The sequence below is a fragment of the uncultured Cellulomonas sp. genome (genome assembly GCF_963527515.1).
Lineage (GTDB): Bacteria > Actinomycetota > Actinomycetes > Actinomycetales > Cellulomonadaceae > Cellulomonas.
Window position 1 is genome coordinate 1 of record NZ_CAURTV010000034.1, and the last position, 24,145, is coordinate 24,145.

Annotated in this window: 22 protein-coding genes; 16 read left to right on the forward strand and 6 right to left on the reverse strand. The window is 73.9% G+C overall.

What is annotated here, in order from left to right:
* Positions 1 to 213 precede the first annotated feature (213 nt).
* Genes RYN42_RS10195 through RYN42_RS10210 form a run of 4 tightly spaced genes read left to right on the forward strand, consistent with a single transcriptional unit; the run spans position 214 to position 2,968 of the window.
* Complete coding sequence (locus RYN42_RS10195; RefSeq protein WP_315095743.1) at positions 214 to 726, forward strand: YbjN domain-containing protein; 513 nt, start codon at positions 214 to 216, stop codon at positions 724 to 726.
* Positions 727 to 731: 5 nt separating this feature from the next.
* Positions 732 to 1,688, forward strand: a complete 957-nt coding sequence (miaA, locus tag RYN42_RS10200) for a tRNA (adenosine(37)-N6)-dimethylallyltransferase MiaA (protein ID WP_315095806.1) — start codon at positions 732 to 734, stop codon at positions 1,686 to 1,688.
* A complete protein-coding gene (dapF, locus tag RYN42_RS10205; RefSeq protein ID WP_315095744.1) occupies positions 1,685 to 2,641 on the forward strand; it encodes a diaminopimelate epimerase in 957 nt (318 codons plus the stop codon). Before miaA ends, dapF begins: the two co-directional genes overlap by 4 nt.
* Before the next feature lie 3 nt (positions 2,642 to 2,644).
* Positions 2,645 to 2,968 carry a thioredoxin family protein gene (locus RYN42_RS10210; RefSeq protein ID WP_315095746.1) on the forward strand — a complete coding sequence of 108 codons (324 nt, stop codon included), beginning with the start codon at positions 2,645 to 2,647 and terminating at the stop codon, positions 2,966 to 2,968.
* Here RYN42_RS10210 and RYN42_RS10215 read toward each other — a convergent pair.
* Entirely contained in the window at positions 2,917 to 4,296 is a 1,380-nt protein-coding gene (locus RYN42_RS10215; RefSeq protein WP_315095748.1) for an MFS transporter, read from the reverse strand. The two genes, RYN42_RS10210 and RYN42_RS10215, sit on opposite strands and share 52 nt — an antisense overlap.
* Entirely contained in the window at positions 4,293 to 4,898 is a 606-nt protein-coding gene (locus RYN42_RS10220) for a methyltransferase (RefSeq protein ID WP_315095750.1), read from the reverse strand. Before RYN42_RS10220 ends, RYN42_RS10215 begins: the two co-directional genes overlap by 4 nt.
* Before the next feature lie 106 nt (positions 4,899 to 5,004).
* On the opposite strand from RYN42_RS10220, the gene hflX reads away from it, so the two are divergent.
* The 3 genes from hflX to RYN42_RS10235 are packed head-to-tail and all read left to right on the forward strand — an operon-like array spanning position 5,005 to position 9,690.
* Positions 5,005 to 6,528 (forward strand): GTPase HflX, encoded by a 1,524-nt coding sequence (gene hflX, locus RYN42_RS10225; RefSeq protein ID WP_315095752.1) that lies wholly within the window; start codon positions 5,005 to 5,007, stop codon positions 6,526 to 6,528.
* A gap of 29 nt (positions 6,529 to 6,557) precedes the next feature.
* Entirely contained in the window at positions 6,558 to 8,654 is a 2,097-nt protein-coding gene (locus RYN42_RS10230) for an ATP-dependent DNA helicase (protein ID WP_315095754.1), read from the forward strand.
* Between the two features lie 34 nt (positions 8,655 to 8,688).
* Positions 8,689 to 9,690, forward strand: a complete 1,002-nt coding sequence (locus tag RYN42_RS10235; protein ID WP_315095756.1) for an L-lactate dehydrogenase — start codon at positions 8,689 to 8,691, stop codon at positions 9,688 to 9,690.
* A 61-nt stretch (positions 9,691 to 9,751) separates the two neighbouring features.
* Here RYN42_RS10235 and lexA read toward each other — a convergent pair whose 3' ends face one another.
* Positions 9,752 to 10,504 (reverse strand): transcriptional repressor LexA, encoded by a 753-nt coding sequence (lexA, locus tag RYN42_RS10240; RefSeq protein ID WP_315095759.1) that lies wholly within the window; start codon positions 10,502 to 10,504, stop codon positions 9,752 to 9,754.
* Positions 10,505 to 10,834: 330 nt separating this feature from the next.
* Here lexA and RYN42_RS10245 point away from each other — a divergent pair, with 330 nt between their 5' ends.
* From RYN42_RS10245 to RYN42_RS10255, 3 genes are all read left to right on the forward strand, one after another.
* The gene (locus tag RYN42_RS10245; protein WP_315095760.1) at positions 10,835 to 11,287 is read left to right on the forward strand and encodes a LysM peptidoglycan-binding domain-containing protein; all 453 of its coding nucleotides are present in this window, start codon (positions 10,835 to 10,837) and stop codon (positions 11,285 to 11,287) included.
* A gap of 376 nt (positions 11,288 to 11,663) precedes the next feature.
* Positions 11,664 to 12,188 carry a transcriptional regulator NrdR gene (gene nrdR, locus RYN42_RS10250; protein WP_315095762.1) on the forward strand — a complete coding sequence of 175 codons (525 nt, stop codon included), beginning with the start codon at positions 11,664 to 11,666 and terminating at the stop codon, positions 12,186 to 12,188.
* 42 nt (positions 12,189 to 12,230) lie between these two features.
* Positions 12,231 to 14,222, forward strand: coding sequence for a S9 family peptidase (locus RYN42_RS10255; RefSeq protein ID WP_315095764.1), 1,992 nt, complete (start codon positions 12,231 to 12,233; stop codon positions 14,220 to 14,222).
* A gap of 6 nt (positions 14,223 to 14,228) precedes the next feature.
* Here the strand turns inward: RYN42_RS10255 and RYN42_RS10260 are convergent, their stop codons facing one another.
* Positions 14,229 to 15,251 (reverse strand): aldo/keto reductase, encoded by a 1,023-nt coding sequence (locus RYN42_RS10260; RefSeq protein ID WP_315095766.1) that lies wholly within the window; start codon positions 15,249 to 15,251, stop codon positions 14,229 to 14,231.
* Positions 15,252 to 15,364: 113 nt separating this feature from the next.
* Here RYN42_RS10260 and RYN42_RS10265 point away from each other — a divergent pair, with 113 nt between their 5' ends.
* Positions 15,365 to 15,565: a DUF5302 domain-containing protein gene (locus RYN42_RS10265; RefSeq protein ID WP_315095768.1), complete on the forward strand. Its 201-nt coding sequence runs from the start codon at positions 15,365 to 15,367 to the stop codon at positions 15,563 to 15,565.
* 69 nt (positions 15,566 to 15,634) lie between these two features.
* Here the strand turns inward: RYN42_RS10265 and serA are convergent, their stop codons facing one another.
* Positions 15,635 to 16,834 carry a phosphoglycerate dehydrogenase gene (gene serA / locus RYN42_RS10270; protein WP_315095770.1) on the reverse strand — a complete coding sequence of 400 codons (1,200 nt, stop codon included), beginning with the start codon at positions 16,832 to 16,834 and terminating at the stop codon, positions 15,635 to 15,637.
* A 73-nt stretch (positions 16,835 to 16,907) separates the two neighbouring features.
* Complete coding sequence (locus RYN42_RS10275; protein ID WP_315095772.1) at positions 16,908 to 19,151, reverse strand: AAA family ATPase; 2,244 nt, start codon at positions 19,149 to 19,151, stop codon at positions 16,908 to 16,910.
* A gap of 254 nt (positions 19,152 to 19,405) precedes the next feature.
* On the opposite strand from RYN42_RS10275, the gene RYN42_RS10280 reads away from it, so the two are divergent.
* The 5 genes from RYN42_RS10280 (at position 19,406) to RYN42_RS10300 (ending at position 24,104) form a co-directional block, all read left to right on the forward strand.
* The gene (locus RYN42_RS10280) at positions 19,406 to 20,590 is read left to right on the forward strand and encodes a SpoIIE family protein phosphatase (RefSeq protein ID WP_315095774.1); all 1,185 of its coding nucleotides are present in this window, start codon (positions 19,406 to 19,408) and stop codon (positions 20,588 to 20,590) included.
* On the forward strand, positions 20,587 to 22,167 hold the full coding sequence (locus RYN42_RS10285) for an ATP-binding protein (protein WP_315095776.1): 1,581 nt from the start codon (positions 20,587 to 20,589) through the stop codon (positions 22,165 to 22,167). The genes RYN42_RS10280 and RYN42_RS10285 overlap by 4 nt, the downstream gene beginning before the upstream one ends.
* Positions 22,168 to 22,172: 5 nt before the next feature.
* Positions 22,173 to 22,613 carry a response regulator gene (locus tag RYN42_RS10290; protein ID WP_315095778.1) on the forward strand — a complete coding sequence of 147 codons (441 nt, stop codon included), beginning with the start codon at positions 22,173 to 22,175 and terminating at the stop codon, positions 22,611 to 22,613.
* A gap of 79 nt (positions 22,614 to 22,692) precedes the next feature.
* Complete coding sequence (locus RYN42_RS10295; protein WP_315095779.1) at positions 22,693 to 23,628, forward strand: PAC2 family protein; 936 nt, start codon at positions 22,693 to 22,695, stop codon at positions 23,626 to 23,628.
* Between the two features lie 272 nt (positions 23,629 to 23,900).
* Entirely contained in the window at positions 23,901 to 24,104 is a 204-nt protein-coding gene (locus RYN42_RS10300) for a cold-shock protein (RefSeq protein ID WP_055921997.1), read from the forward strand.
* The last annotated feature ends 41 nt before the right edge of the window (positions 24,105 to 24,145 follow it).

The following is a 24,145-nucleotide window of genomic DNA, read 5'->3' on the forward strand; positions in this document are numbered from 1 at the left end:
GCGCGCGCCTGGTCGCGGACGACCCCGGCCTCGCCGACGAGCTCGCGGTCCGCGGCTGGGCGCCGTGGCAGGTCCTGCTCGGCGCCGCCGACGGCGTCGAGGTGCGCGCCCGGCTGCTCGCCGGCTCCACGGAGCTGGGGGCCCAGCACGCCGTCCTGCTCTGGGACGCCCGGTAAGGTCTCGTCCTCCACCCGCCGACAGCCCGAGGTCCCGATGTCATCCGCCGAGCACGACCCCCCCCGCCCGCCCCAGACGACCGCCCGCGTGGCGCAGCGGCTCGACGCGCGCGGCTCGGTCTACGGCACCGACGCGGACGGTGACCTGGTGGGTCGCTGGGACGGGCACCCGTTCTGGTTCATCACGATGGGGCGCGCCAAGGAGTACTTCCAGGTGCGCGGCCGGTGGGCCAAGCAGGTGCCCGCCACCGAGTTCGGCACCGTGCTCCTGTCGGCCAACCGGTGGTCGGAGACCATGGTCTGGCCCAAGCTCTACGTCCGGATCGAGGCCGAGCAGGTGGCCGTCTACACCGAGCACACCGTCGACTACCAGCACGGCGTGTCCGACGACCAGCTGGACCTGCACCTGACCGGGGGGATCGCCAGCGCGCTGCGGTTCTTCGCCGAGCTCGACGAGCGCTACCCCGACGTCGTCCCGACGCACCCCGTCGCCGCGCCCCCGCCCGCCCCCGTCGACTACCAGGACCCGGCGCGGCCGACGCTGGACTGATGTCGATGACCCTCGTCGTCGCGCTCGTCGGCCCCACGGCCACCGGCAAGTCCGACCTGGGGCTGGCGCTCGCGCACGCCCTGGGCGGCGAGGTGGTGAACGCCGACGCGATGCAGCTCTACCGCGGCATGGACGTGGGCACGGCCAAGCTGATGCCCGACGAGCGCCAGGGTGTCCCGCACCACCTCCTCGACGTGCTCGACGTCCAGGAGGACGCGTCCGTGGCGGACTACCAGGCGCGCGCCCGGGACGCGCTCACCGACATCGGGGGGCGCGGCCGCCGGGCTGTCGCCGTGGGCGGGTCGGGGCTGTACGTCCGGGCGCTGCTCGACCACATGGAGTTCCCCGGTACGGACGCCGCCGTGCGGGCGCGGCTGGAGGCTCGGGTCGAGGCGGAGGGCGCCCGCGCGCTGCACGCCGAGCTCGCGGCGGCCGACCCCGTGGCGGCCGACGGGATCGGCCCCCGCAACGCCCGGCGGATCGTGCGCGCACTGGAGGTCATCGAGCTCACGGGCCGGCGGTACTCCGCCAGCCTGCCGCAGCACGTCTACGAGGTGCCCGCCGTGCAGATCGGGCTGGACTGCGACCGCACGGTGCTCGACGAGCGGATCACCGGGCGCGTGGACCGCATGTGGGCGACCGGGCTCGTGGAGGAGGTCGAGCGTCTGCGGGCGCACGGGATGGGTCGGACGGCGTCGCGCGCGGTCGGCTACGCCGAGGTGCTGGCCATGCTCCGCGGCGAGCTGCCCTCCGGCGAGGCGCAGGCCGCCATCGCGGCGGGCACCCGGCGCCTCGCCCGCAAGCAGATGGGCTGGTTCGGCCGCGACCCGCGCGTGCACTGGCTCGACGCGCAGGACCCCGCCCTGGTCGCGAAGGCGCTGGACCTGGTCGCCGCCGCCGACGCAGGCGACCTCGGGCTCGCCACGGACGACCCGGCCCCACGACGTAGCCTGGGCTCATGACCGTGGTGGCCGCCCCGACGCTGCACGTGACCAAGGGTCACGGCACGCAGAACGACTTCGTGCTGCTCGACGACCGGGACGCCCGTGTCGAGCTCTCGGCGGCGCTCGTCCGCTCGCTCACGGACCGGCGTGCCGGAGTGGGCGGTGACGGGGTGATCCGGCTCGTCGCCGGCGAGCACCTGCCGGAGGGCGTCGCCGCTCTGGCCGAGGAGCCCGCCGCGCGCTGGTTCATGGACTACCGCAACGGCGACGGGTCGGTCGCGGAGATGTGCGGGAACGGGGTGCGGGTGTTCGCCGCCTACCTCGAGCGGCTCGGTCTGTGGGATGCCTCCGACGGCGAGCTGGCGCTGGGCACGCGGGCGGGCGTGCGGCGCGTGCGGCGCGTCCCCGTGCCCGCCGGCCTCGGCGACGACGTCTGGTACGCCGTCGACATGGGCCGCTGGTTCCTGCCCGGCGGCGCCGACGCGGCCCGGGCCGGCGCCGACGCCGAGGTCGCAGTGGCGGGCCTGGAGGTCGCCCGCGCGGGACTGAGCGTCGACGTCGGCAACCCGCACGTCGTGCTCGCACTCGGCGGTGAGGACGAGCTGGCCGCGGCCGATCTCACCCGCGCGCCGGAGGTCACCCCCGTGCCTCCGCAGGGCACGAACGTCGAGCTGGTCGTCCCGCTCGGCGAGGCGCAGCAGGCCGACGGCACCCTGGTCGGGCGCGTCCGGATGCGGGTGCACGAGCGGGGTGTGGGGGAGACGAGGTCGTGCGGCACGGGCGCGTGCGCCGCGGCGCTCGCGGTCCGCACGTGGGCGGGTGTCGGCGCCCCCGACGTCTGGCTGGTCGACGTGCCGGGCGGCACCGTCCGCGTGAGCATGCTTCCGGAGGGCCACGTGGAGCTCGCGGGACCCGCCGTGCTCGTCGCGGCGGCGGACGTGGACCTCACCGCCCTGACCGCGGGGCGTTGAGGGGTGCGCCTCACGGTGCAGGACCTCGGTGCCGCGCTCGGCGAGCGCGCCACGGTGGTGCAGTTCTCCAGCACGTTCTGCGCCCCGTGCCGGTCCACGCGGTACGTCGCCGAGCGTGCCGTCGCGACGACCACGGGAGTCGCCTACGCCGACCTCGACGTGGCGGACCACCTGGAGCTCGGCGAGCGCCTCGGGATCGACGTCACGCCGACGGTCCTGGTGCTGGACGCCCGGGGCGAGGTGGTGCGTCGCGCCTCCGGGGTGCCGACGCTCGCTCAGCTGCGCAGCGCGCTCGCCGCGGCGTCGTCGGTGGGGTCCACCGCCTGACGCCTCGGCCGCCCGACTCGCGGACCGACCAGCGCCGCGCCGACCGCGAACACCACGGCGACCGCCAGCGCCGCCGTGAAGGGGGCGTCCGGACCTCCGTCGACCGCCGCGAAGGCCAGCCCCGTCAGGGCGAGGGCCAGCGCCGCCCCGATCGAGTCCGCGATGGACAGCGCCGAGCTGTTCACGCCCTGGCTCCCCGGCGCCGAGTACGCCAGCACCAGGACGGTCAGCCGGGAGTACACCAGGCCCATCCCCGCCCCGGCGAGCGTCCAGAAGCAGATGGCGACCGCCGCGGGGAGGTGGCCCGCCGCGGTGCCCAGGACGCCGACCACGGCGCCGACCACCAGGGCGGAGCCGACGACCACCGCCGTCCGGTGCGGCAGCCGCTCGCCGAGCCGCCCTTGAAGCCACGACGTGCCGGCCCACGCGACGCCGGCGAACGTCAGGGCGATCCCCGCGGTGGTGGGGGAGAACGCGTACCGCTCCGTGAGCAGGTAGGGCAGGTACACCTCCGCACCCAGGAACGCGCCCGAGACGAGCCCGCGCGTGGCGATGACGCTCGGCAGGCCCCGGGCGGCGCGCAGCGTGCCCGTCGGCACCACCGCGCGCAGCGCGACGAGGGCGACGGCGCCGGTGCCGAGACCCACGAGCACCGACCACGGGAGGGTGACCTGGGCCGCGAGGTTGAGTCCCAGCACGGCCGCGGCGGCGAGGGCGGCCCAGGCGAGCCGTCCGCGCGGGGCCGCGTCGGCCGAGGTGTCCGGCGGACCGACCGTGCGCAACGCCGGCACGAGGGCGAGCGTCGTCGGCACCACCAGCAGCGCGACCCCGAGGAACACCCAGCGCCAGCCGAGGTGCTGGGCGACCGCCCCGGCACCGGCGGGACCGACCAGCGACGGGACGATCCACGCCGCGGCGAACCAGGCGAACACCCGCGGGTGCAGGATCGCGGGGTACAGCCGCGCGACGACGACGTAGAGGGCGACCGTCATCGCGCCGCCGCCCAGGCCCTGCAGGAGACGGCCGGCCACCAGCACCTCCATGGTCGGCGCCGCGCTGGCGACCAGGATCCCGGCGGTGAACAGCCCGACCGCCGCGAGCAGCGGTGTGCGAGGCCCGCTGCGGTCGCTCCACGGCCCGGCCACGACCATCCCCACGACCCCGGTGGCGAGCGGGCCGGCGAACGCGAACGCGTAGAGCGAGGCACCGTCCAGCGCGCCGGAGACGGTCGGCATGACGGTGGTCACGGCCAGCGACTCGAACGCGACCATGAAGATGAGGGCGACCATGCTCCAGGTGGTGGTGCGCAGCGCCCGCCAGTCGCTCATCGGTCCCGCACGGCGAGCACGCGGAATCCCTTGGCGCTCGCGGTCCGCTCCACGGTGACGCCCAGCTCCGCCGCGATCCAGCGCTGCAGGGAGTCGGCACCGAGGTTCTTGCCGACCACGAGGTGCGCCTCGCCGCCCGGCGTCAGGCGGCGCAGCCAGTGGGTCAGCATCTCGTGCAGGGCGGCCTTGCCGACGCGGATCGGCGGGTTGGACCAGAGGGCCGCGAACGTCGTGTCCTCGGGCACCTCCTCGGGGCGCACCGCCGTCAGGTTGGTGACGCCGAGACGCTCGGCGTTGCGGCGGACCAGGTCGAGCGCGCGCTCGTTGACGTCGACGGCCCAGACCCGGGCGGAGGGGGCCTCGAGCGCCATGGTGAGCGCGATCGGTCCCCAGCCGCAGCCGAGATCGAGCAGGTCTCCCGTGGCCGGCGGCTCCGGGACGTGCTCCAGCAGGACGCGGGTCCCGAGGTCGACGTGGTCGGGGGAGAAGATGCCGCCGGCGGTCTCCACCTCGACCTCGCGGCCGGCCAGGTGCACGCGCAGGAGACGCCGCTCGTCGGGGGAGGCCGGACGCGCGGTGAAGTAGTGGTCCTGCTCGCTCACGGCGGAGACGATACCCACGACCACCCGCTCGGCCCGCAGCGAAATGCCTCGGCGCTCGTCGGCGCCTCGTGGGACCCTGGAGGAACCGTACGAGAAGAGGAACACCTTGACCGACCCGCAGCACACCACCAGCCAGACCGAGGACGCCCCGCCCACGCGCTCCGCGCAGGAGGTGGCCGATGACGTCGTGGCACGTGTGCTCGCCCGGGCGGGGGCCACGCTGCACGCCGGCGGCACGGTGCACTCCTCCTACGACGGCGACCAGCTCGAGCTGGAGGAGCGCACGTCGCTGCGCCGCGTCGCCGGGCTGTCCACCGAGCTCGAGGACGTCACCGAGGTCGAGTACCGCCAGCTGCGCCTGGAGAAGGTGGTGCTGGTCGGGGTCTGGGGCTCCGGCACCGTGACCGACGCCGAGAACTCCCTGCGCGAGCTCGCGCAGCTGGCCGAGACGGCCGGCTCGCAGGTGCTCGACGGGCTGCTCCAGCGCCGCCAGAAGCCCGACCCGGGCACCTACCTCGGCTCCGGCAAGGCCGCGGAGCTGGCCGCGCTCGTCGCGAGCGTCGGCGCGGACACCGTGGTCGTCGATGGCGAGCTCGCGCCGTCGCAGCGGCGCTCGCTCGAGGACATCGTCCGCGTCAAGGTCATCGACCGGACCGCCCTGATCCTCGACATCTTCGCCCAGCACGCCAAGTCCCGGGAGGGCAAGGCGCAGGTCGAGCTGGCGCAGCTGGAGTACCTGCTCCCGCGCCTGCGCGGCTGGGGCGACTCGATGTCCCGGCAGGCCGGTGGCCAGGTCGGCGGCGCCGCGGCAGGCATGGGGTCGCGTGGTCCCGGTGAGACGAAGATCGAGCTCGACCGCCGGCGCATCCGCAACCGCATGGCCAAGCTGCGCCGTGAGATCGCCGCGATGGAGCCCGGCCGCGTCACCAAGCGGGCGTCGCGCAAGAAGCACGCGATCCCGTCGGTGGCCATCGCCGGCTACACCAACGCGGGCAAGTCGTCCCTGCTCAACCGGCTGACGCACGCCGGCGTCCTGGTGGAGAACGCGCTGTTCGCCACGCTGGACCCGACGGTCCGGCGGGCGGAGACCGTCGACGGCCGCATCTACACGCTCGCGGACACCGTCGGCTTCGTCCGCGCGCTGCCGACGCAGCTGGTCGAGGCGTTCCGGTCCACCCTGGAGGAGGTCGCGGACGCCGACCTGATCCTGCACGTGGTGGACGCCTCGCACCCGGACCCCGAGGGGCAGATCTCCGCCGTCCGGCACGTGTTCGCGGACATCCCGGGCGCCATGGACGTGCCCGAGATCATCGTGCTCAACAAGGCGGACCTGGCCACGCCCGAGGCGATCGCGCGCCTGCGCTCCCGTGAGGTGCACTCGATCGTCGTGTCGGCGCACAGCGGCGAGGGCATCGAGGAGCTGCAGGCGCTGATCGCCGACCAGCTGCCACGCCCCGGCGTGAGCGTCGACCTGGTGGTCCCGTACGACCGGGGGGACCTGGTGAGCCGCGTGCACGAGCACGGCGACATCCAGGCGGAGGAGCACACGGCGGACGGGACCGCCCTGCGCGCCCGCGTCGACGCGGGACTCGCCGCCGAGCTGGAAGCGGCCGTACAGCGCCGTCCGTGAGCGTCGGCGGGCGCCACTAGGCTGACGCGGTGCCAGCCGCTGACCCCTCCGTCGAGTCGGCCCGCGACGACTCTGTCGAGGCTCTCCTCGACCTCGCCGTCGACGCCCTGGGCGGGGTCCGGCGCGACGGGCAGCATGAGATGGCGGTCGCCGTCGCGCAGACGATCGAGAAGGGCGAGCACCTGCTCGTCCAGGCGGGCACCGGCACCGGCAAGTCGCTGGGCTACCTCGTGCCCGCGGTCCGGCACGCCGTGCTGGAGAACGAGCACGTCGTCGTCTCGACGGCCACCCTCGCGCTCCAGCGCCAGATCATCACGCGCGACCTGCCGCTCGTGGCGAAGGCGCTGGCGCCGCACCTGCCGCGCACCCCCGCGATCGCGCTGCTCAAGGGCTGGCACAACTACGTGTGCGTGCACAAGGTTGCGGGCGGGTACCCCGAGGACGACGCCGGCACCCTGTTCGACCTGGGCGAGCACGCGGGCGCGGCCGAGCACCCCGCCCCGGCCCGCACGGGTGCGACGGGCCCGGCCGAGAGCCTGGGCGAGCAGGTGCTGCGCCTGCGGGAGTGGGCGGACGAGACCGGCACCGGCGACCGCGACGACCTGGTACCCGGCGTGACCGACCGGGCGTGGCGGCAGGTGTCCGTGACGTCCCTGGAGTGCCTGGGCGGCAAGTGCCCGATGCTCGCCGAGTGCTTCCCGGAGAAGGCGAAGGCCGCGTCCCGCGAGGCGGACGTCGTGGTGACCAACCACGCCATGCTCGGCATCGCCGCCTCGGGATCGCCGGGCGTGCTGCCCGACCACCAGGTGCTGGTCGTCGACGAGGCCCACGAGCTCACCGACCGCGTGACCGCGCAGGCCACGTCGGAGCTGTCCGTGGCGACCATCGAGCACGCAGCGCGGCTGGCCCGGCGGCACGGTGGCGTTCCCACGACCGACCTGGACCTGGCCAGCCAGGCGCTCGCCTCGGTGCTTGTCACTCTCCCCGAGGCCCGGTTCCGCGACGGGCTGCCCCCTGCTGCGCGCGACGCGGTCGCCAGCGTGCGCGACGCCACCCGGGCACTGCTCACGGTGCTCAAGCCGGAGTCCGGGCCGAGCGCTCCGCCCGAGGGCGGTCGCAAGGTCGCCCAGGCGACCATGCTGGCGCTGTACGAGGTCGCGGACCGGATGGCGGCGGACCCCCAGGACAACCGGCACACCGTGCTCTGGTGCGCCCGCAGCGAGGACCGCCGGGGCTCGGTGCTCACCCGGCTGTATGCCGCGCCGCTCGCGGTCAACGGGCTCATCCGCACGCACCTCCTGGCCGGACGCTCGGGCGTGCTGACGTCCGCCACGCTCGAGCTGGGCGGCTCGTTCGACCCGATCGCGCGCGCGGTCGGCCTCGAGGTGCGGCCGGACGCCGAGCCCGTCGGACCCACCTCCCTGGGCGGCGAGGCGACGACCGCACCCGCGGGGGCGCCCTGGCGCGGCCTGGACGTCGGCAGCCCGTTCGACTACCCGAGGCAGGGGATCCTCTACCTCGCCAAGCACCTGCCCAAGCCTGGGCGGGAGCCCGCCACGGACGCGCAGCTCGACGAGATCGCCGATCTGGTGACCGCGGCGGGCGGGCGCACGCTCGGGCTCTTCAGCTCCCGGAGGGCCGCGAACGCCGCGGCGGCCGCCATGCGCGAGCGGCTCCACGTGCCGATCCTCGTGCAGGGCGACGACCAGCTGCCGACGCTGGTCGCCCAGTTCATCGCCGACGAGGCCACCTGCCTGTTCGGCACCCTGTCGCTCTGGCAGGGCGTCGACGTGCCCGGCGCCACGTGTCGGCTGGTCATCATCGACCGCATCCCGTTCCCGCGCCCCGACGACCCGGTCGCGTCCGCGCGCTCGGACGCGATCGAGAAGGCCGGCGGCAACGGGTTCCTGGCTGTCTCTGCCACGCACGCGGCCCTGCTGCTGGCCCAGGGCGCCGGACGGCTCATCCGCTCGAGCGAGGACCGGGGCGTGGTGGCCGTCCTCGACCCGCGCCTGGCGACCGCCGGCTACGGCAGCTTCCTCACCCGGTCCCTCCCCGCCTTCTGGCGGACCACGGACCGCACCGTGGCCCTCTCGGCGCTGCAGCGGCTCGCCGCGGCCGGATAGCCTCGACCCCGTCCCCGACCCAGAGGTGTGTGAGATGACCGAGAGCCTGGACATGGAAGACGTGGGGCTGACCCCGTTCCGGAGCAGCCGCCGCACGTCGAAGCTGGCGATCGTCGGGGCCGGCGCCGTGGGGTCGACCATGGCGTACGCCGCCCTGATGCGCGGCGCAGCCCGCTCCGTCGCCCTGTACGACATCAACGCCGCCAAGGTCCAGGCCGAGGCGCTCGACCTCAGCCACGGGATCCAGTTCATGCCCATGGCGCAGGTGGTGGGGTCCGACGACATCGCGGTGTGCGCCGACGCGGACGTCGTCATGTTCACCGCCGGGGCCAAGCAGAAGCCCGGACAGTCGCGGCTCGACCTGGCGGAGGCGACCATCGGGCTGGTCCGCAAGGTGCTGCCGGCCGTGGTGGACGTCGCACCCGACGCCGTCTACGTCATGGTGACCAACCCCGTCGACGTGGTCACGTACGCGGCGCTGCAGATCTCCGGACTGCCGCCGTCCCAGCTGTTCGGGTCCGGCACGGTCCTGGACTCGTCGCGCCTGCGCTACCTCATCGCGCAGCACACGGGGGTCGCGGTGCAGAACGTGCACGCGTACATCGCGGGGGAGCACGGAGACACGGAGCTGCCGCTGTGGGGTTCGGCCAGCATCGGCTCGGTGCCTCTGCTCGAGTGGACCGGCGCGGGCGGCAGCGGCCCGCTCACCGCCGAGGTTCGCGAGCGGATCGCGCGGGAGGTCGTGGAGTCCGCCTACCGGATCATCGAGGGCAAGGGCGCGACGAACTACGCGGTCGCGCTGGCCGGGTCGCGGATCATCGAGGCCATCGTCAAGGACGAGGGACGGGTGCTGCCGGTCTCCTCGCTGCTCACCGACTTCCACGGGATCAGCGACGTGTGCCTGTCCGTGCCCGCGATCGTGGGTGCGCAGGGTGTGGGGGAGCGTCTGCCGGTCCGGCTGTCCGGCGAGGAGCTGGCCGGGCTGCGCTCGTCCGCTGACGCGGTGCGGGCGGTGGCTCGCCAGTTCGGCTTCTGACGCCCGTACGACACGAGCCGGGCGCGCACCTCGCAGGAGGCGCGCGCCCGGCTCAGGTGTGTCAGAGGCTGCGCAGGACGCTCACGACGCGGCCCAGGATGGTCGACTCGTCCCCGGGGATGGGCGAGTACGCGGGGTTGTGCGGCATGAGCCAGACGTGCCCGTCGATGCGCTTGAGGGTCTTGACCGTGGCCTCGCCGTCGATCATGGCGGCGACGATCTCGCCGTTCTCCGCCACCGGCTGGCGCCGGACCACCACCCAGTCGCCGTCGCAGATCGCCGCGTCGATCATCGAGTCGCCGCTGACCTTGAGCAGGAAGAGGTCGCCGTCGCCCACCAGCTGGCGGGGGAGCGGGAACACGTCCTCCACCACCTGCTCGGCGAGGATCGGGCCGCCGGCGGCGATCCGGCCGACGACCGGCACGTAGGAGGGTGCGGGCAGGCGCTCGCCGTCGCCCTGGTCGGGGAAGGCCGACCGGCTGCCGTCCGGCGCCGTCCACGTGCCGACGCCGCGCGAGTCGTCCGCGTGCATGACCTCGATGGCACGTGGCCGGTTGGGGTCGCGGCGCAGGTAGCCCTTGCGCTCGAGGGCGGTGAGCTGGTGCTTGACGCTGGACGGGCTGGTGAGGCCGACCGCCTCGCCGATCTCGCGCATGCTGGGCGGGTAGCCGCGGTTCTCGACCGACGAGCGGATGGTGTCGAGCACGAGCCGCTGCCGTGCCGTGAGGCCGTCGGGGCCGGGCGCCCCGTCCGGGAGCGTGTGGATCGTCGCCAGGTCCTGCTCGGGCTGGGACGTGTCCCGTGGGTCCGTCACTGCGCTCCTCCTCCGTCCGGCGGCCGCCTCGCAGCACGCTCAGCTCTTCCGCCACATCCAGCCTGCAGCCACCTGACCTGACCTGCGCCGACGGGGCTCCCCGGCGTGCGTGTCAGTGCCTCGTGGTCCGCTTGTGCTGCATCGCCAGCCTAGGGATGTCGGGCCACAAGATCAAACATCTGTTCGATCGTGTCTCGACAGTGTCGGCAGATGCTGGTAGACATCGTACAGACGTTCGACGAACAGGCGTTCGACGATCAGAAGCTTGACGATCAGCAGTTTGACGGTCAGGACCCCGGGCCACCGGGCCGAGCAGGAACGAGAGACGTGATGAGCGCGATGGTGATGGGACCTGCGGTGCCGATCCGGCTGACGAGCGCGGGCACCTCCGGAGCGAGGACCTCGCGGAACCAGCGGTCGCACGGTCGGGCGCTCGCCGGGACGCCTCGCGCCACGGAGACCGCGACTCCTCGCGGCACCGACGCCGCGCCGGCTCACCTGCGGCTCACGGCCCGCGGTCGCATCGTCCTGTGGGTCCTCGCGGCGGTCGCCGTCGCCCTGGTGACTCTCGTCGGCACGCGGGCGTCGGCGGACGGTCCTCTCAACGCACAGGAGGTCGAGCGGCACGTCGTCCAGCCGGGGGAGACGCTCTGGGCGATCGCCGAGGGCGTGGCGTCCCCGTCGCAGGACGTCCGGGACGTCGTCTTCGACCTCGTCCGGCTCAACGAGCTGCCGGACGCGGGACTGATGGCGGGGCAGGTCATCGTCGTCCCGGCCGGCTGACATCCCTCGCGATACCTGGTTGCCATCGGGCACGCCGCCGTCTAGGTTAGGGTTACCTCACAAAGCGAGCTGGGGGGCTTGCTGGAGGGGCGGTGCGGCAGCGTGAGCTGGCGAGACCACCGCAGTTCAGCGCGGCACCGAGGCGAGTCGGTCCGTGACCTGGGACGGGGGCGTCCCCGCGAGGGCGGTCATCTTCGGGTGGCCGCCCTCGTGCGTGCCCGCGCCTCGCACCCGGCCGTCCGGGCAGCCGCTCACCCTGCCGGGCGCACCGACCTTGCGACGCCGGGACGCGTGGCCTAGCGTCACGCAGGCGTTCACCACGCGATCACCGTCACAGACGTCCTGGCGGCGACGCGCACGCTCGAAGGGGACCACGGTGCACTGTCCGTTCTGCCGCCACCCGGACTCGCGGGTCGTCGACTCGCGGACGTCGGACGACGGGTCGACCATCCGGCGCCGCCGCCAGTGCCCGCACTGCAACCGCCGGTTCACCACCGTGGAGACGGCCAGCCTGTCGGTGGTCAAGCGCTCGGGCGCCACGGAGCCCTTCAGCCGCGAGAAGATCGCCGGAGGCGTCCGCAAGGCGTGCCAGGGCCGCCCGGTCAGCGAGGACGACCTCGCGCTGCTCGCGCAGAAGGTCGAGGAGACCCTGCGCGGTGCAGGCTCGGCCGAGATCGACGCGTACGAGATCGGCCTGGCCATCCTCGGCCCGCTGCGCGAGCTGGACGAGGTCGCCTACCTGCGGTTCGCGAGCGTCTACCAGGCGTTCGACTCCCTGGAGGACTTCGAGGCGGCGATCACGGTCCTGCGCGCGGAGCACGAGTCCGACGACCCCGACGGCGGCGAGGGCGCGGACGGGCCGGTCGACGTGCAGGACGAGGGCGCGCGCACCACCACCTGACCCGGTTCGGCAGCTGTCGGTGCGACGACGTAGGTTCGTCGCGTGCTTCCCCGTGACCTCTCCCTGCTGACCGTCCCCGGTACTCCCGCCGTCCTGCCTGACGGCTCGCGCGCCGTCGTCGCGGTCGTCCGTCCGGACGTGACGGACGACGAGTACACCGGCCACCTGTGGTCCGTGGACCTGACCGGGTCGGAGCCGGCCCGCCCGCTGACCCGCGGCCACCGCGACACCGCCCCGGACGTGTCGCCCGACGGGCGCTGGGTCGCCTTCCTGCGCGCGGAGCCCGAGGGCAAGCCGCAGGTGCACGTCGTCGAGTCGGCCGGCGGCGAGCCGGTCCGGCTCACGGACGCGCCGCTCGGTGCGTCCGAGCCCCGCTTCTCGCCCGACGGCGCGCGGATCGCGTACCTGGCACGCGTGCCCGAGCCCGGCCGCTACGGGGCGGACGGCAAGCCGGGCTCGGAGGACCCGCGACACATCACCGAGCTGAAGTACCGCGCGGACGGCGTCGGGTTCTTCCGCGACCGCCCCCAGCACGCCTTCGTGGTCGCGGTGCCGACCGACGGCGAGCGGCCCGCCGCCCTTCCCGAGCCCGTGGCGCTCACCGCCGGCGAGATCGGCGTGGCCGGCGTGCGGTGGACCCCCTCAGGCGACGCGCTCGTGGGCGTCTCGTCCCGGCACGCGTCGCGCGAGACGGACCTGCGCAGCGACGCCGTGCTCATCGAAGCCGCACCGGACGGCGAGCCCGGCGCGCCCGTGCCCCTGACCGACGCGGACGCGGGCAGCACCCTCGGGGTCGAGGCCGTCCTCCCGTCCGCGGACGGGAGCACGCTGTGGCTGCTGGCCAACGACCTCGGGCCGACGGGCCGGGACTTCGTCGCCGCGCAGCTGGGGCTGTACCGCGCGCGGCTGCACGGTGGGGGCGCACCGGAGCGGCTCACCGACGCCGCGGGCGACCAGCTCGGCGGCGTGCTGGTGGAGCTGGACGGGGACCCGCTGGTGGTCGTCGAGCGGCGCGGCGCGGTGCACCTGGTCCGGGTGGCGCCCGACGGTGCGCAGACGACGCTCGTGGGCGGCACGTCGGTCGTCGCGGGCGCCGCAGTAGCAGCGCGCACCGGGCGGGTCGTGGCCACCGCCGCCACACCGAGCTCTCCGGGCGAGGTCGTCGTGGTCGACCAGGCATCCGGAGCGGTCGAGGTGCGGACGGACTTCGCCGCCGCGCTGCGGGCCACCGGCCGCGTCCGCGTACCGGTGGAGCTGGAGGCCACCGCGCCGGACGGCTACCCGGTCCACGGCTGGGTGGTCACGCCCGACGAGGCGCGGTACGGCACCGGCCCGCACCCGACCGTCCTCATGATCCACGGCGGCCCGTTCGCGCAGTACACGCACGCCCTGTTCGACGAGGTGCAGGTGCTCGCCGAGGCCGGCTACGCCGTGGTCTTCGGCAACCCGCGGGGGTCGTCCGGGTACGGGGCGCAGCACGGGCTCGCGATCCGCGGCGGGTTCGGCACGGTGGACACCGAGGACGTCCTGGCGCTGCTGGGGGCCGCGCTGGAGGATCCCGCGCTGGACGGCGAGCGCGTCGGCGTGATGGGCGGCTCCTACGGGGGCTACCTGTCGGCGTGGCTGACCACGCGGACGGACCGGTTCGCGGCTGCCGTCGTCGAGCGCGGCTTCCTCGACCCGGTGAGCTTCGTCGGGTCCAGCGACATCGGCTGGTTCTTCGGGCTCGAGTACCTCGGAGACGGCGACGACGAGCACGGTCTCGCGGCCCTCGCCGCGCAGTCGCCGATGGCGCACGTGCGCGAGGTACGCACCCCCACCCTGGTGATCCACTCCGAGCAGGACTGGCGCTGCCCGGTGGAGCAGGGCCAGCGCTGGTTCGTCGAGCTGAAGAGGCGCGGCGTACCCGCGGAGCTGCTGCTCTTCCCGGGCGAGGGACACGAGCTGACGCGGTCGGGCAACCCCCGCCACCGCCTGGTCCGGTTCGAGCACGTGCTGCGCTGGTGGTCCACGCACCTTCCCGTGGGCGGCTGATCGCCGTCAGAGCTCGCTCGAGCGCGCGCCCCAGAGGTTGATGCCGGCGTCGACGGCGTGCGGCTCGATCGCCGCCAGCTCGTCGTCGGCCAGCGCGGGGAGCGCCACCGCTGCGAGGTTCTCGTCCAGCTGCGCGGCGGTCCGGGCACCCACGAGCACCGAGGTGACGCGCGGGTCCCGGAGCACCCACGCGAGCGCCAGCTGGGGCAGCGTGCGACCGCCGGCCCGGGCGACCGCGTCGAGCGCGCGCACGTGGTCGAGCGCCTCGTCGGTGAGCCACTCGGTCCGCAGCGGTCCGCCGCGCGCGGCCCGGGAGTCGTCCGGGATGCCGTGCAGGTACCGGGCGCTGAGCATCCCCTGCGCGAGGGGCGAGAAGGCCACGACGGCCATCGACGCGTCGTCGGCGACCTCCAGCAGCGACCGACCGTCGGCGCCGGGCTGCTCGACCCACCGGTTGAGCAGGGAGTACGCGGGCTGGTGCACAGCCAGGCGCAGCCCGAGCGACGCGGCGACCGCGAGGGCCTCGACGGTGCGGTCCGCCGAGTAGGACGAGATCCCCGCGTGCCGCGCCTTGCCCGACCGGACGGCACGGTCGAGGGCGCCCAGGGTCTCCTCGAGCGGCGTCGCGGGGTCGAACCGGTGGCTGTAGAACACGTTCACGCAGTCGACGCCCAGCAGGCGCAGGGACCGGTCCAGCGAGGCGCGCAGGTACTTCGCCGAGCCGTGCTCGCCGTAGGGACCCGGCCAGGCCCGGTACCCCGCCTTCGTGGTGATCAGGAGCTCGTCCCGGCGGGTGCGCAGGTCCCGGGCCAGGAGCCGACCGACGGACTCCTCGGCGGCGAACGGCGGCGGCCCGTAGTTGTTCGCCAGGTCGAGGTGGACGACGCCGCGGTCGACGGCGTGCAGCACGAGGCGGCGCTGGTCGTCGAACGCGATCGTCGCGCCGAAGTTCTGCCACAGACCGAGCGAGACGACCGGCCAGGACAGACCGCCGGCCTTCCGGTGCGGGAGCGAGAGGGCGTCGGCCACCCCGCCGACGCTACCGGGCGCAAGAAAGTGGCGCCGCGGGCCCGAGTCGGCAAGGCTGGGCACGCCGCGGGCGCAGACGTCCGCCGGCACAGCACCGCATCGAAGGAGACCCCATGGCCAAGGACGACGACAAGGTGACCACGGAGGCGGCGGTGAGCGACGACACGAAGGCGAAGTTCCGCGAGGCGCTGGAGCGCAAGAAGTCGAACCAGCACCGGACCGCGGACGGCTCGACGAACACCGGGCAGGTCCACGGCTCGGAGACTGCTGGTCCGTCGCAGCGTCGCTTCCAGAGGAAGTCCGGCTCCGCCTGAGCCGACGTGCCGAGGGGCCCGACCACGCGGTGGTCGGGCCCCTCGGTCGTGCGTCGGGGGAGTCCTGTGTCAGGAGAGCAGGCGCAGGCGCACCGACTCGGGCCGCGACGACAGCGCCTCGATGACGGCGGGGTCCACCCGCGCGCCGGCATCCGTGACCACGTAGCCCAGCTCGCCGCGGGTGGCCAGGAGCTGGCCCTCGATGTTCACGCCGTGCTCGGCGAGGGTCGCGTTGACGGCTGCCAGCACGCCGGGGACGTTCCGGTGCAGGTACGCCAGGCGGTGCACGCCGGGCTGCTGCTCGAGTGCGAGGTTCGGCAGGTTGACGCTCAGCGTGGTCGACCCCGTGGCCAGGTAGTCCCGCACCTTGTTCGAGACGAACTGGCCGATGGCCTCCTGCGCCTCCTCGGTGGAGCCGCCGGTGTGCGGCGTGAGGATCACGTTGGGCAGGCCGCGCAGCTCCGACTCGAACGGGTCGCCCTTGCGCTTGGGCTCCACCGGGAACACGTCGACGGCGGCGCCGGCCACGTGACCGGAGACGATCGCGTCGCGCAGCGCGGCGTAGTCGACCACGAACCCGCGTGACAGGTTGAGGAAGACCGCGCCCGGCCGCATCTGGGCAAGCTGCTTGGCGCCGAACAGGCCCGCGTTCCCGCTGCGTCCGTCGACGTGCAGCGTGACGATGTCGGAGGCCTCGAGCAGCTCGTCGAGCGTGTGCATCCGGCGGGCGTTGCCCAGCGCCAGCTTCTCGGCGGTGTCGTAGAACACGACCGACATGCCGAGGTTCTCGGCCAGCACGGACAGCTGGGTGCCGATGTTCCCGTAGCCGATGATGCCGAGCGTGCGCCCGCGGATCTCGTGCGCGCCGGTGGCCGACTTGTTCCAGATGCCGTCGTGCATGGCCCGGTCGAGCTCGGACTGGCGGCGCGTCAGGGAGATGATGTCCGCGATCGCGATCTCCACCACCGAGCGCGTGTTGGAGAACGGCGCGTTGAACACCGCGACCCCGTGCGACGCGGCCTCGGCCAGGTCGATCTGGTTGGTGCCGATGCAGTAGGCGCCGATCGCGACCAGGGACGGAGCCTGCGCGATCACCTCGGCGGTCACGTGCGTCTTGGAGCGGATGCCCAGCAGGTGCACGCCGTCGAGGGCCTCGACCAGCTCGGCCTCGTCGAGCGCCCCGGTGCGGGTCGTCACGTCGAAGCCGGCCGTCTCGAGGATCGAGCGAGCCTGGGGGTGGAGGTTCTCGAGCAGCAGGGCCTTCAGCACGCCCCTATGGTGCGCCTCACAACCCCCGGCGCCCACAGCGGTCCGGCCCTCGGACACGCCGGAGGCGGGATCGTCACCCCTGGGTGAGCCACCCGCCCGGCAGCGGACGCTCGTGCAGGACGTGCAGCGCACGGGTGGGGCGGGTCATGGCGACGTACAGGTCGCCGGCGCTGGCCTCGATCACCTCGGCCGGCTCCACCAGGACGACGACGTCGAACTCCAGCCCCTTGGCCTCGCGCGGTGTGAGCACGACGAGCGGGGCGTCGAGGTCCGCGGCGCTGGTGCCGGTGCCCAGCGCGGGACGGAGGCCCGCCCCGCGCAGCGCCTCACCGATCGCCTCCAGCCGAGCACCGACCGCGATGACCGCGATCCGCCCCGCCCCCGAGGAGTCGGTGACCTCGGCCACGAGCTTCTCGGTCCGCTCGACGACCGCGGGGACGAGGTCGGCGGCGGAGGTCCGTTCGACCACCAGGGAGTCGTCGACCTCGCGGGCCGACGTCAGGGGGCTCACCGGCAGCCGCGCCGCCACCGCCACCCGCCGGGCGGTGTCCGCCACCTCGGCGGGCGTCCGGTAGTTCACCGTCAGCTCGTTGAGGCGCCACGACGAGCGCAGCACCGGGTCGAGCTGCGCCGCCCAGCTGCGTGCGCCGGCCGTCGACGTCGTCTGCGCCACGTCGCCCACGATCGTCAGCGACCTCGTCGGCACCCGGCGCAGGAGGGACCGCCAGGCCATCGCCGACAGCTCCTGCGCCTCGTCGACCACCACGTGCCCGTAGGTCCACGAGCGGTCCGCGGCGGCGCGCTCGGCCGTGGTCAGGGTGGGGCCGGTCACCGCGAACCGGTCTGCGAGCATCTCGGCCGAGACCAGCCCGCCGCTGCCGGTCGACTCCAGCACCTGCCGGGCGTACGCGAGCTCCGAGGCGCGGCGGTCGGCGGCGGCGCGGGCCTCCGCACGGGCGGCCTGGTCGTCCTCCCCGAGCAGCTCCGCGGCCTCGTCCAGGATCGGGACGTCGGCCGGCGTCCAGGGCGCGTCGGCGTCGCGCAGGAGCATCGCGCGCTCCTGCGGGGTGAGCTGGGGTGCGGCGGACGCCAGCCGGTGCGGCTTCGACCACAGGTCGGAGACGAGCTTCTGCGGCGTGATCGGCATCCAGGCGAGGTTGAGGGCGACGCGGATCTCGCGCGTGGTCCGCAGCTCCTCGAGGATCTCGCCGCGCTCGTCGGCAGGGACGTCCCCACCCAGCTGCGCCACGTACTGCTCGGCCAGCCGGGCGAGCATGTCGCGCACGAACGAGACGCGCGCCTGGTTGTGCGGCTTGTGGTTGCGCCGCGCACGCGCCATCGCGGACGCGATGTCGTTCGGCCGGACCACCAGGTCGTGGCCGTCGACCCGGACCTCCACCGGCTGCCGGGGGATCCGCTCGCGGTCGCGCACCGCCCGGGCCACCACCTGGGCCCACACGGCGCGGCCCTTGAGCTCGGCGACGGCCTCGTCCTCGCTCGCCGTCGCCTGGATGCCCGGGTAGAGCTCCGCGACCGTCGTCGTGACCACACCCGTCTCGCCGAGAGACGGCAGCACCTGGTCGATGTACCGCAGGAACGTGCGGCTAGGGCCCACGAGCAGCACGCCCGAGCGCTCGAGCATCCGGCGGTGCGCGTACAGCAGGTAGGCGGCGCGGTGCAGGGCGACCGCGGTCTTGCCGGTGCCGGGCCCGCCCTGGACGACGAGCGCACCGCCCAGCTCGGACCGGATGATGGCGTCCTGCTCGCCCTGGATGGTCGCGACGATGTCACCCATCCGGCCGGTGCGGCCGGCCGCGAGACCCGCGAGCAGCGCACCCTCGCCGGACAGGCCGGCCAGGCGGGAGCCGGAGTCCTCGGTGAGCAGGCCGAGGTCGAGCACCTCGTCCTCGACGCTCGTCACCGCCCGCCCGCGGGTGACCACGTGCCGGCGTCGGACGACCCCGTCGGGGTGCGCGGCGGTGGCCCGGTAGAACGCCTGCGCGGCGGGTGCGCGCCAGTCGGTGAGCAGCTGGCTCTGCTCGGTGTCCGTGAGCCCGAGGCGACCGATGTACCGGCGGCTGTCGTCGTCCAGGTCGAGGCGTCCGAAGACCAGCCGCTCCTCGACGGCCTCGAGCTGTGCGATGCGGTCCTCGTACAGCGTGGCGAACGCGTCGCGCTCGCTGCGGTTCTGCGGGGAGCCCGACGGCCCCTCCCGGCGGACGTCCGCCAGCCGTGCCCGCGTCTGCGCGCGCAGGTCGTCGAGCCGGCCGTACAGCCGGTCGACGACCTGCTGCTCGACGGCCAGCTCCTGATCCATGCCTGCCACCTGGGCGATCTCCGTTCCGCCGGTGATCCCGGCCGTGCGTCCGTGCACTCCTGCGCGGGTCACAGCACGACACGGCGCCCGGAGCGGCCGTCCATTATCCGACGTCCGCGGCCCGACCGCACACGTCCGACCGGGTGGGGCTGCGCCGGGACCGGGTGAGATGGCGAGCACCATCCGGACTCGGCCCCTACGCTTCGGGTGACCTGTCGAGCCCTGGCAGGTGACGAGTCGGGAGGAGAGGCCCGTTGAGCGAGGTACGCACCGCCGCCGACGACATCCGCAGCGGCACCGCGGCGACCCCCGCACGGATCCGTCTGCTGCTCGTCGAGGACGACGAGGGCGACGCGATCCTGGTCCGTGAGCACCTGGCCGACGCCGGGCTCGACGTGGACCTGACCTGGGTCCGGACGCTGGACGAGGCCATCGACCGGCTGCACGTCGACCTCGTCCTGCTCGACCTCGGCCTGCCCGACGCGATGGGCATCGGCGCCCTCGAGCGGCTGCTCGCCGCCGGGGCGCCCGCCGTCGTCGTGCTCACAGGTCTCTCCGGCTCCGATCTCGGGCTGCAGGCCGTGGCCGTGGGTGCGCAGGACTACCTGGTCAAGGGGGAGGTCGACGGCGAGCTGCTCGGCCGGTCCGTGCGGTACGCCATCCAGCGCCGACGCCTCGAGGACACCGACCGCGCCCTGTACCGCAGCCTCGTGCGCGCCGAGGAGGTCAACCGGCTGGAGCGTGCCCTGCTGCCCACCCCGTCGGTGGTGGACCAGGAGCTCGAGGTGCGGGTGGGCTACCGCGCGGGTCGGGACGGCGTGCTCGGCGGTGACTTCTACGACGTGGTCGAGCGGCCGGACGGCTCCGTCCTCGCACTCGTCGGCGACGTCTGCGGCCACGGCCCGGACGAGGCGGCGCTCGGAGCGACGCTGCGCACCGCCTGGCGGACCCTGGTGCTCGCCGAGGTGCCGACGGCCGACCTCCTCGGCCTGCTCGAGCGGGTGCTGGTGTCCGAGCGGGGACGCCCGGAGATCTTCACCACCGTCTCGATGCTCGACGTCGCCCCGGACCGGCGCTCGGTCGACCTCTACCTGGCCGGCCACCCGGTGCCGCTGCTCCTCGGCGCACCCTCGACGCTCCTGCCGACGCACGGCCGCGGGCGCGCCCTCGGCATCCCCGTGCCGGGCGGCTGGGCACCGGTACGGCTCGACCTGGACGGCTCGTGGCGGATCCTGCTGTACACCGACGGCGTCCTGGAGGCCACCGTGTCCGGCGGGTCCGACCGCGTCGGCAAGACCGGGCTGCTGCGGATCGTCGACGGTGCCGTCGCGTCCGCCCAGGACGACCTGGTCGACCGTGTCCTGCACGACGTCCGGGCGCTGCACGGCGGCGACCTGGTCGACGACGCCGCGGTGGTCGTGCTCGGCTGGCGTGCGTGAGCGCTGACCCGACGCCGCAGCGGCGTCCCTCCACGCTGCGCCGACGCCTGCGGACCGCCATCATCGCGGCCGGCATCGCGCTCGCCGTCGTCCTGCTGGGCACGGTCCTGGTGCTGCTGCGGCTGTTCGACCGCCAGGACGCCGTGACCCAGCGGTACTTCACGGCGGTCACCCAGGCGGACGGCGCCTTCATCCAGCTGATCGACGCCGAGACGGCGGTGCGCGGGTTCGCGCTCACCGGCGACCCGGTCACCCTGGAGCCGTTCGAGCGCGCCGCGGCCGACGACCTGTCGTTCCGCACGCTCGCCGAGCGTGAGGAGCGCATCGGCGACGCGCGGCTCGCCGACTCCGCCCGGGCGGCCGCGGACTCGGCCCGCCGCTGGACCGAGGAGTTCGCCGAGCCGGTGATGGCGGAGGTCCGCGCCGAGGGCGTGGGATCGGTGACGACGCAGGAGATCGAGCGGGGCCGGGTGCTCTTCGACGAGACGCGCGCCGCCGCCCAGGACTACAACGACCTGCTGCGCGAGCGGCGCTCCCAGGCGGTCGACGAGCTGGCGTTCTGGACGCTCGTCGGAGCGGGCACCGTGGCGCTCCTCGTGCTGGCCGCCGTGGCCCTCGGGATCGCGCTGTGGATCACCCTCCGCCGCTGGATCCTCGAGCCGCTCGACTCCCTGGCAGCCGACGCCCGCGCCGTCTCGTCGGGCGACCTCCGGCACCCCGTCGCCGGCGTCGGGCCTGGGGAGATCTCGGCGCTGGCGGGCGACGTCGAGCGGATGCGGGTCGCGCTCGTCGACCAGGTGCAGGCCATGGAGTCCTCGCGCGCGGAGATCGCCGTCGCGCACGAGCTGCTGACCGAGCAGGCCGAGGAGCTCCGGCGGTCCAACCGCGACCTGGAGCAGTTCGCGTACGTGGCGTCGCACGACCTGCAGGAGCCCCTGCGCAAGATCGCGAGCTTCACCCAGCTCCTGCAGAAGCGCTACGGCGGGCAGATGGACGAGCGCGCGGACCAGTACATCGGCTTCGCGGTCGACGGGGCCAAGCGGATGCAGCAGCTCATCCAGGACCTGCTGGGCTTCTCCCGCGTGGGCCGGGTGGGTGGCGAGGTCGTCGACGTCGACCTGGCCGAGGCGCTCGCGGGTGCCCTGGACAACCTGAGCGAGACGATCGCCGAGAGCGGGGCCGTCGTGACGCACGACGAGCTGCCGGTGGTGCGCGGGGAGGCGCCCCTGCTGGTCCAGCTCTTCCAGAACGTCGTCGGCAACGGGATCAAGTTCCGCGACCCGTCCCGCATCCCGGCGATCCACGTCAGCGCGCGACGCGTGGCAGACTCCTGGGAGCTCGAGTGCCGGGACAACGGGATCGGCATCGACCAGCAGTACGCGGAGCGGGTGTTCGTCATCTTCCAGCGTCTGCACGCCAAGGACCTGTACGAGGGCACCGGCATCGGCCTGTCGCTGTGCAAGAAGATCGTCGAGTTCCACGGCGGTCGCATCTGGATCGAGCAGCCCGACGGTGAGGGGACCAGCATCCGCTGGACGCTGCCCGCCGCCGACGGGCCGAGCATTCCGAAGGAGTGAACCGCGTGCCCAACAGCACCAAGATCATCGACGTCCTGCTGGTGGAGGACGACCCGGGCGACGTCCTCATGACACGTGAGGCGTTCGAGGACAACAAGCTGCGCAACCGGCTCTCCGTCGTCTCCGACGGGGTCAGCGCGCTGGAGTTCCTGCGCAAGGAGGGCGAGCACGCCGACGCCCCCACGCCCGACCTGGTCCTGCTCGACCTCAACCTGCCGCGCATGGACGGCCGGGAGGTCCTGCAGGCGCTCAAGGCGGACGCGAACCTGCGCTCGATCCCGGTCGTCGTGCTCACGACGTCGGAGTCCGAGGAGGACGTGGTCCGCAGCTACTCGCTGCACGCGAACGCCTACGTCACCAAGCCCGTCGACTTCGACCGGTTCATCGAGGTCGTGCGGCAGATCGACGAGTTCTTCGTCGAGGTCGTGCGGCTGCCCGGTCGGTGACCGGGAGGACCTGCCGGGGAAGAACTCGTGGCGGGTGCGCGTTGTCCCCGGTAACCCGGACGGAAGCGAGCACACCACCATGCTGAACCCCAGCGAGATCTACGACGTCGACCCCGAGGTCGCCGCCCAGGTCGAGGCGCGGACGGTGAACGGCGCCGGTCCCGTCCTCGTGCACGCCGTGCGCGGGTTCGTGGACGCGGGCAACGCCGGCCAGCTCGCAGCGGAGCACCTGGTCGACGAGCTGCCCACCACACGCCTGGCGACGTTCGACGTCGACCAGCTGCTCGACTACCGGTCCCGGCGGCCCGTGATGACCTTCGACCAGACCACCTGGGCGTCCTACGCGGAGCCCGAGCTGGTGGTCGACCTGGTCAAGGACGCCGCCGGGGTGCCGTTCCTGCTCCTGCACGGCGTGGAGCCCGACGTGCAGTGGGAGCGGTACGTCGCGGCGGTCCGGCAGATCGTCGAGCGCTTCGACGTGCCCCTGACCGTCGGTGTGCACGGCATCCCGATGGGCATCCCGCACACCCGGCCGCTGTCCGTCACCGCGCACGCCACCCGCCCGGAGCTCGTCGCCGACCACACCTCCTGGTTCGGCACGGTGCAGGTTCCCGCCAGCGCCAGCGCCCTGCTGGAGCTGCGGCTCGGGCAGTCCGGCCACGACGCCGTCGGCTTCGCCGTGCACGTCCCGCACTACCTCGCGCAGTCCGCGTTCCCGCAGGCGAGCCAGGCGGCGCTGACCAACGTCGAGCGCGCGACCGGGCTGGACCTGCAGGTCGGCGCCCTGACGCCCGCGGCGGACGAGGCCATGCGGGAGATCGATCGGCAGGTGACAGGCTCGGAGGACGTGGCCGCGGTCGTGCACGCGCTCGAGGAGCAGTACGACTCGTTCACCCGCAACATCGGCCGGACGAGCCTGCTCGCCGGGTCCAGCGACCTGCCCACCGCGGACGAGCTGGGCGCCGAGTTCGAGCGCTTCCTGGCCCAGCAGGGGGACGACAGCGGGCCCGCCTGAGGTCCGACCTTTACCGGATCGTTGTCAAACCGTGTGAGCCGACAGGGCGAAAGCGTGGCGCAGGCCACGGGCCCGATGGAAGGATGCACACGTTGCAGTGACGTACTCGCTTGACCGGCTCGCTCGACAGGGGTCGTCATCCGGGCCTCCGCCCGGGCGTCGGTTCCGACCAGTCGTCCTCGGCTGGGCCACCCGGTGCAGGACGTGAGACATTGCGGCACGGCGTAGGCAGAAGGTCCGCGCCGTCACCGGTGGGACAGAAGGAAACGAACATGGCACAGGGTGCTGTCAAGTGGTTCAACGCTGAGAAGGGCTTCGGGTTCATCGCCCAGGACGGCGGCGGTGCTGACGTCTTCGTCCACTACTCCGCGATCGACTCCTCGGGCTACCGCAGCCTCGACGAGGGCCAGCGCGTCGAGTTCGAGATCACGCAGGGCGCCAAGGGCCCCCAGGCCGAGAGCGTCCGCCCGATCTGATCAGGCGTCCGTGACGAAGGGCCGCACCTCCGGGTGCGGCC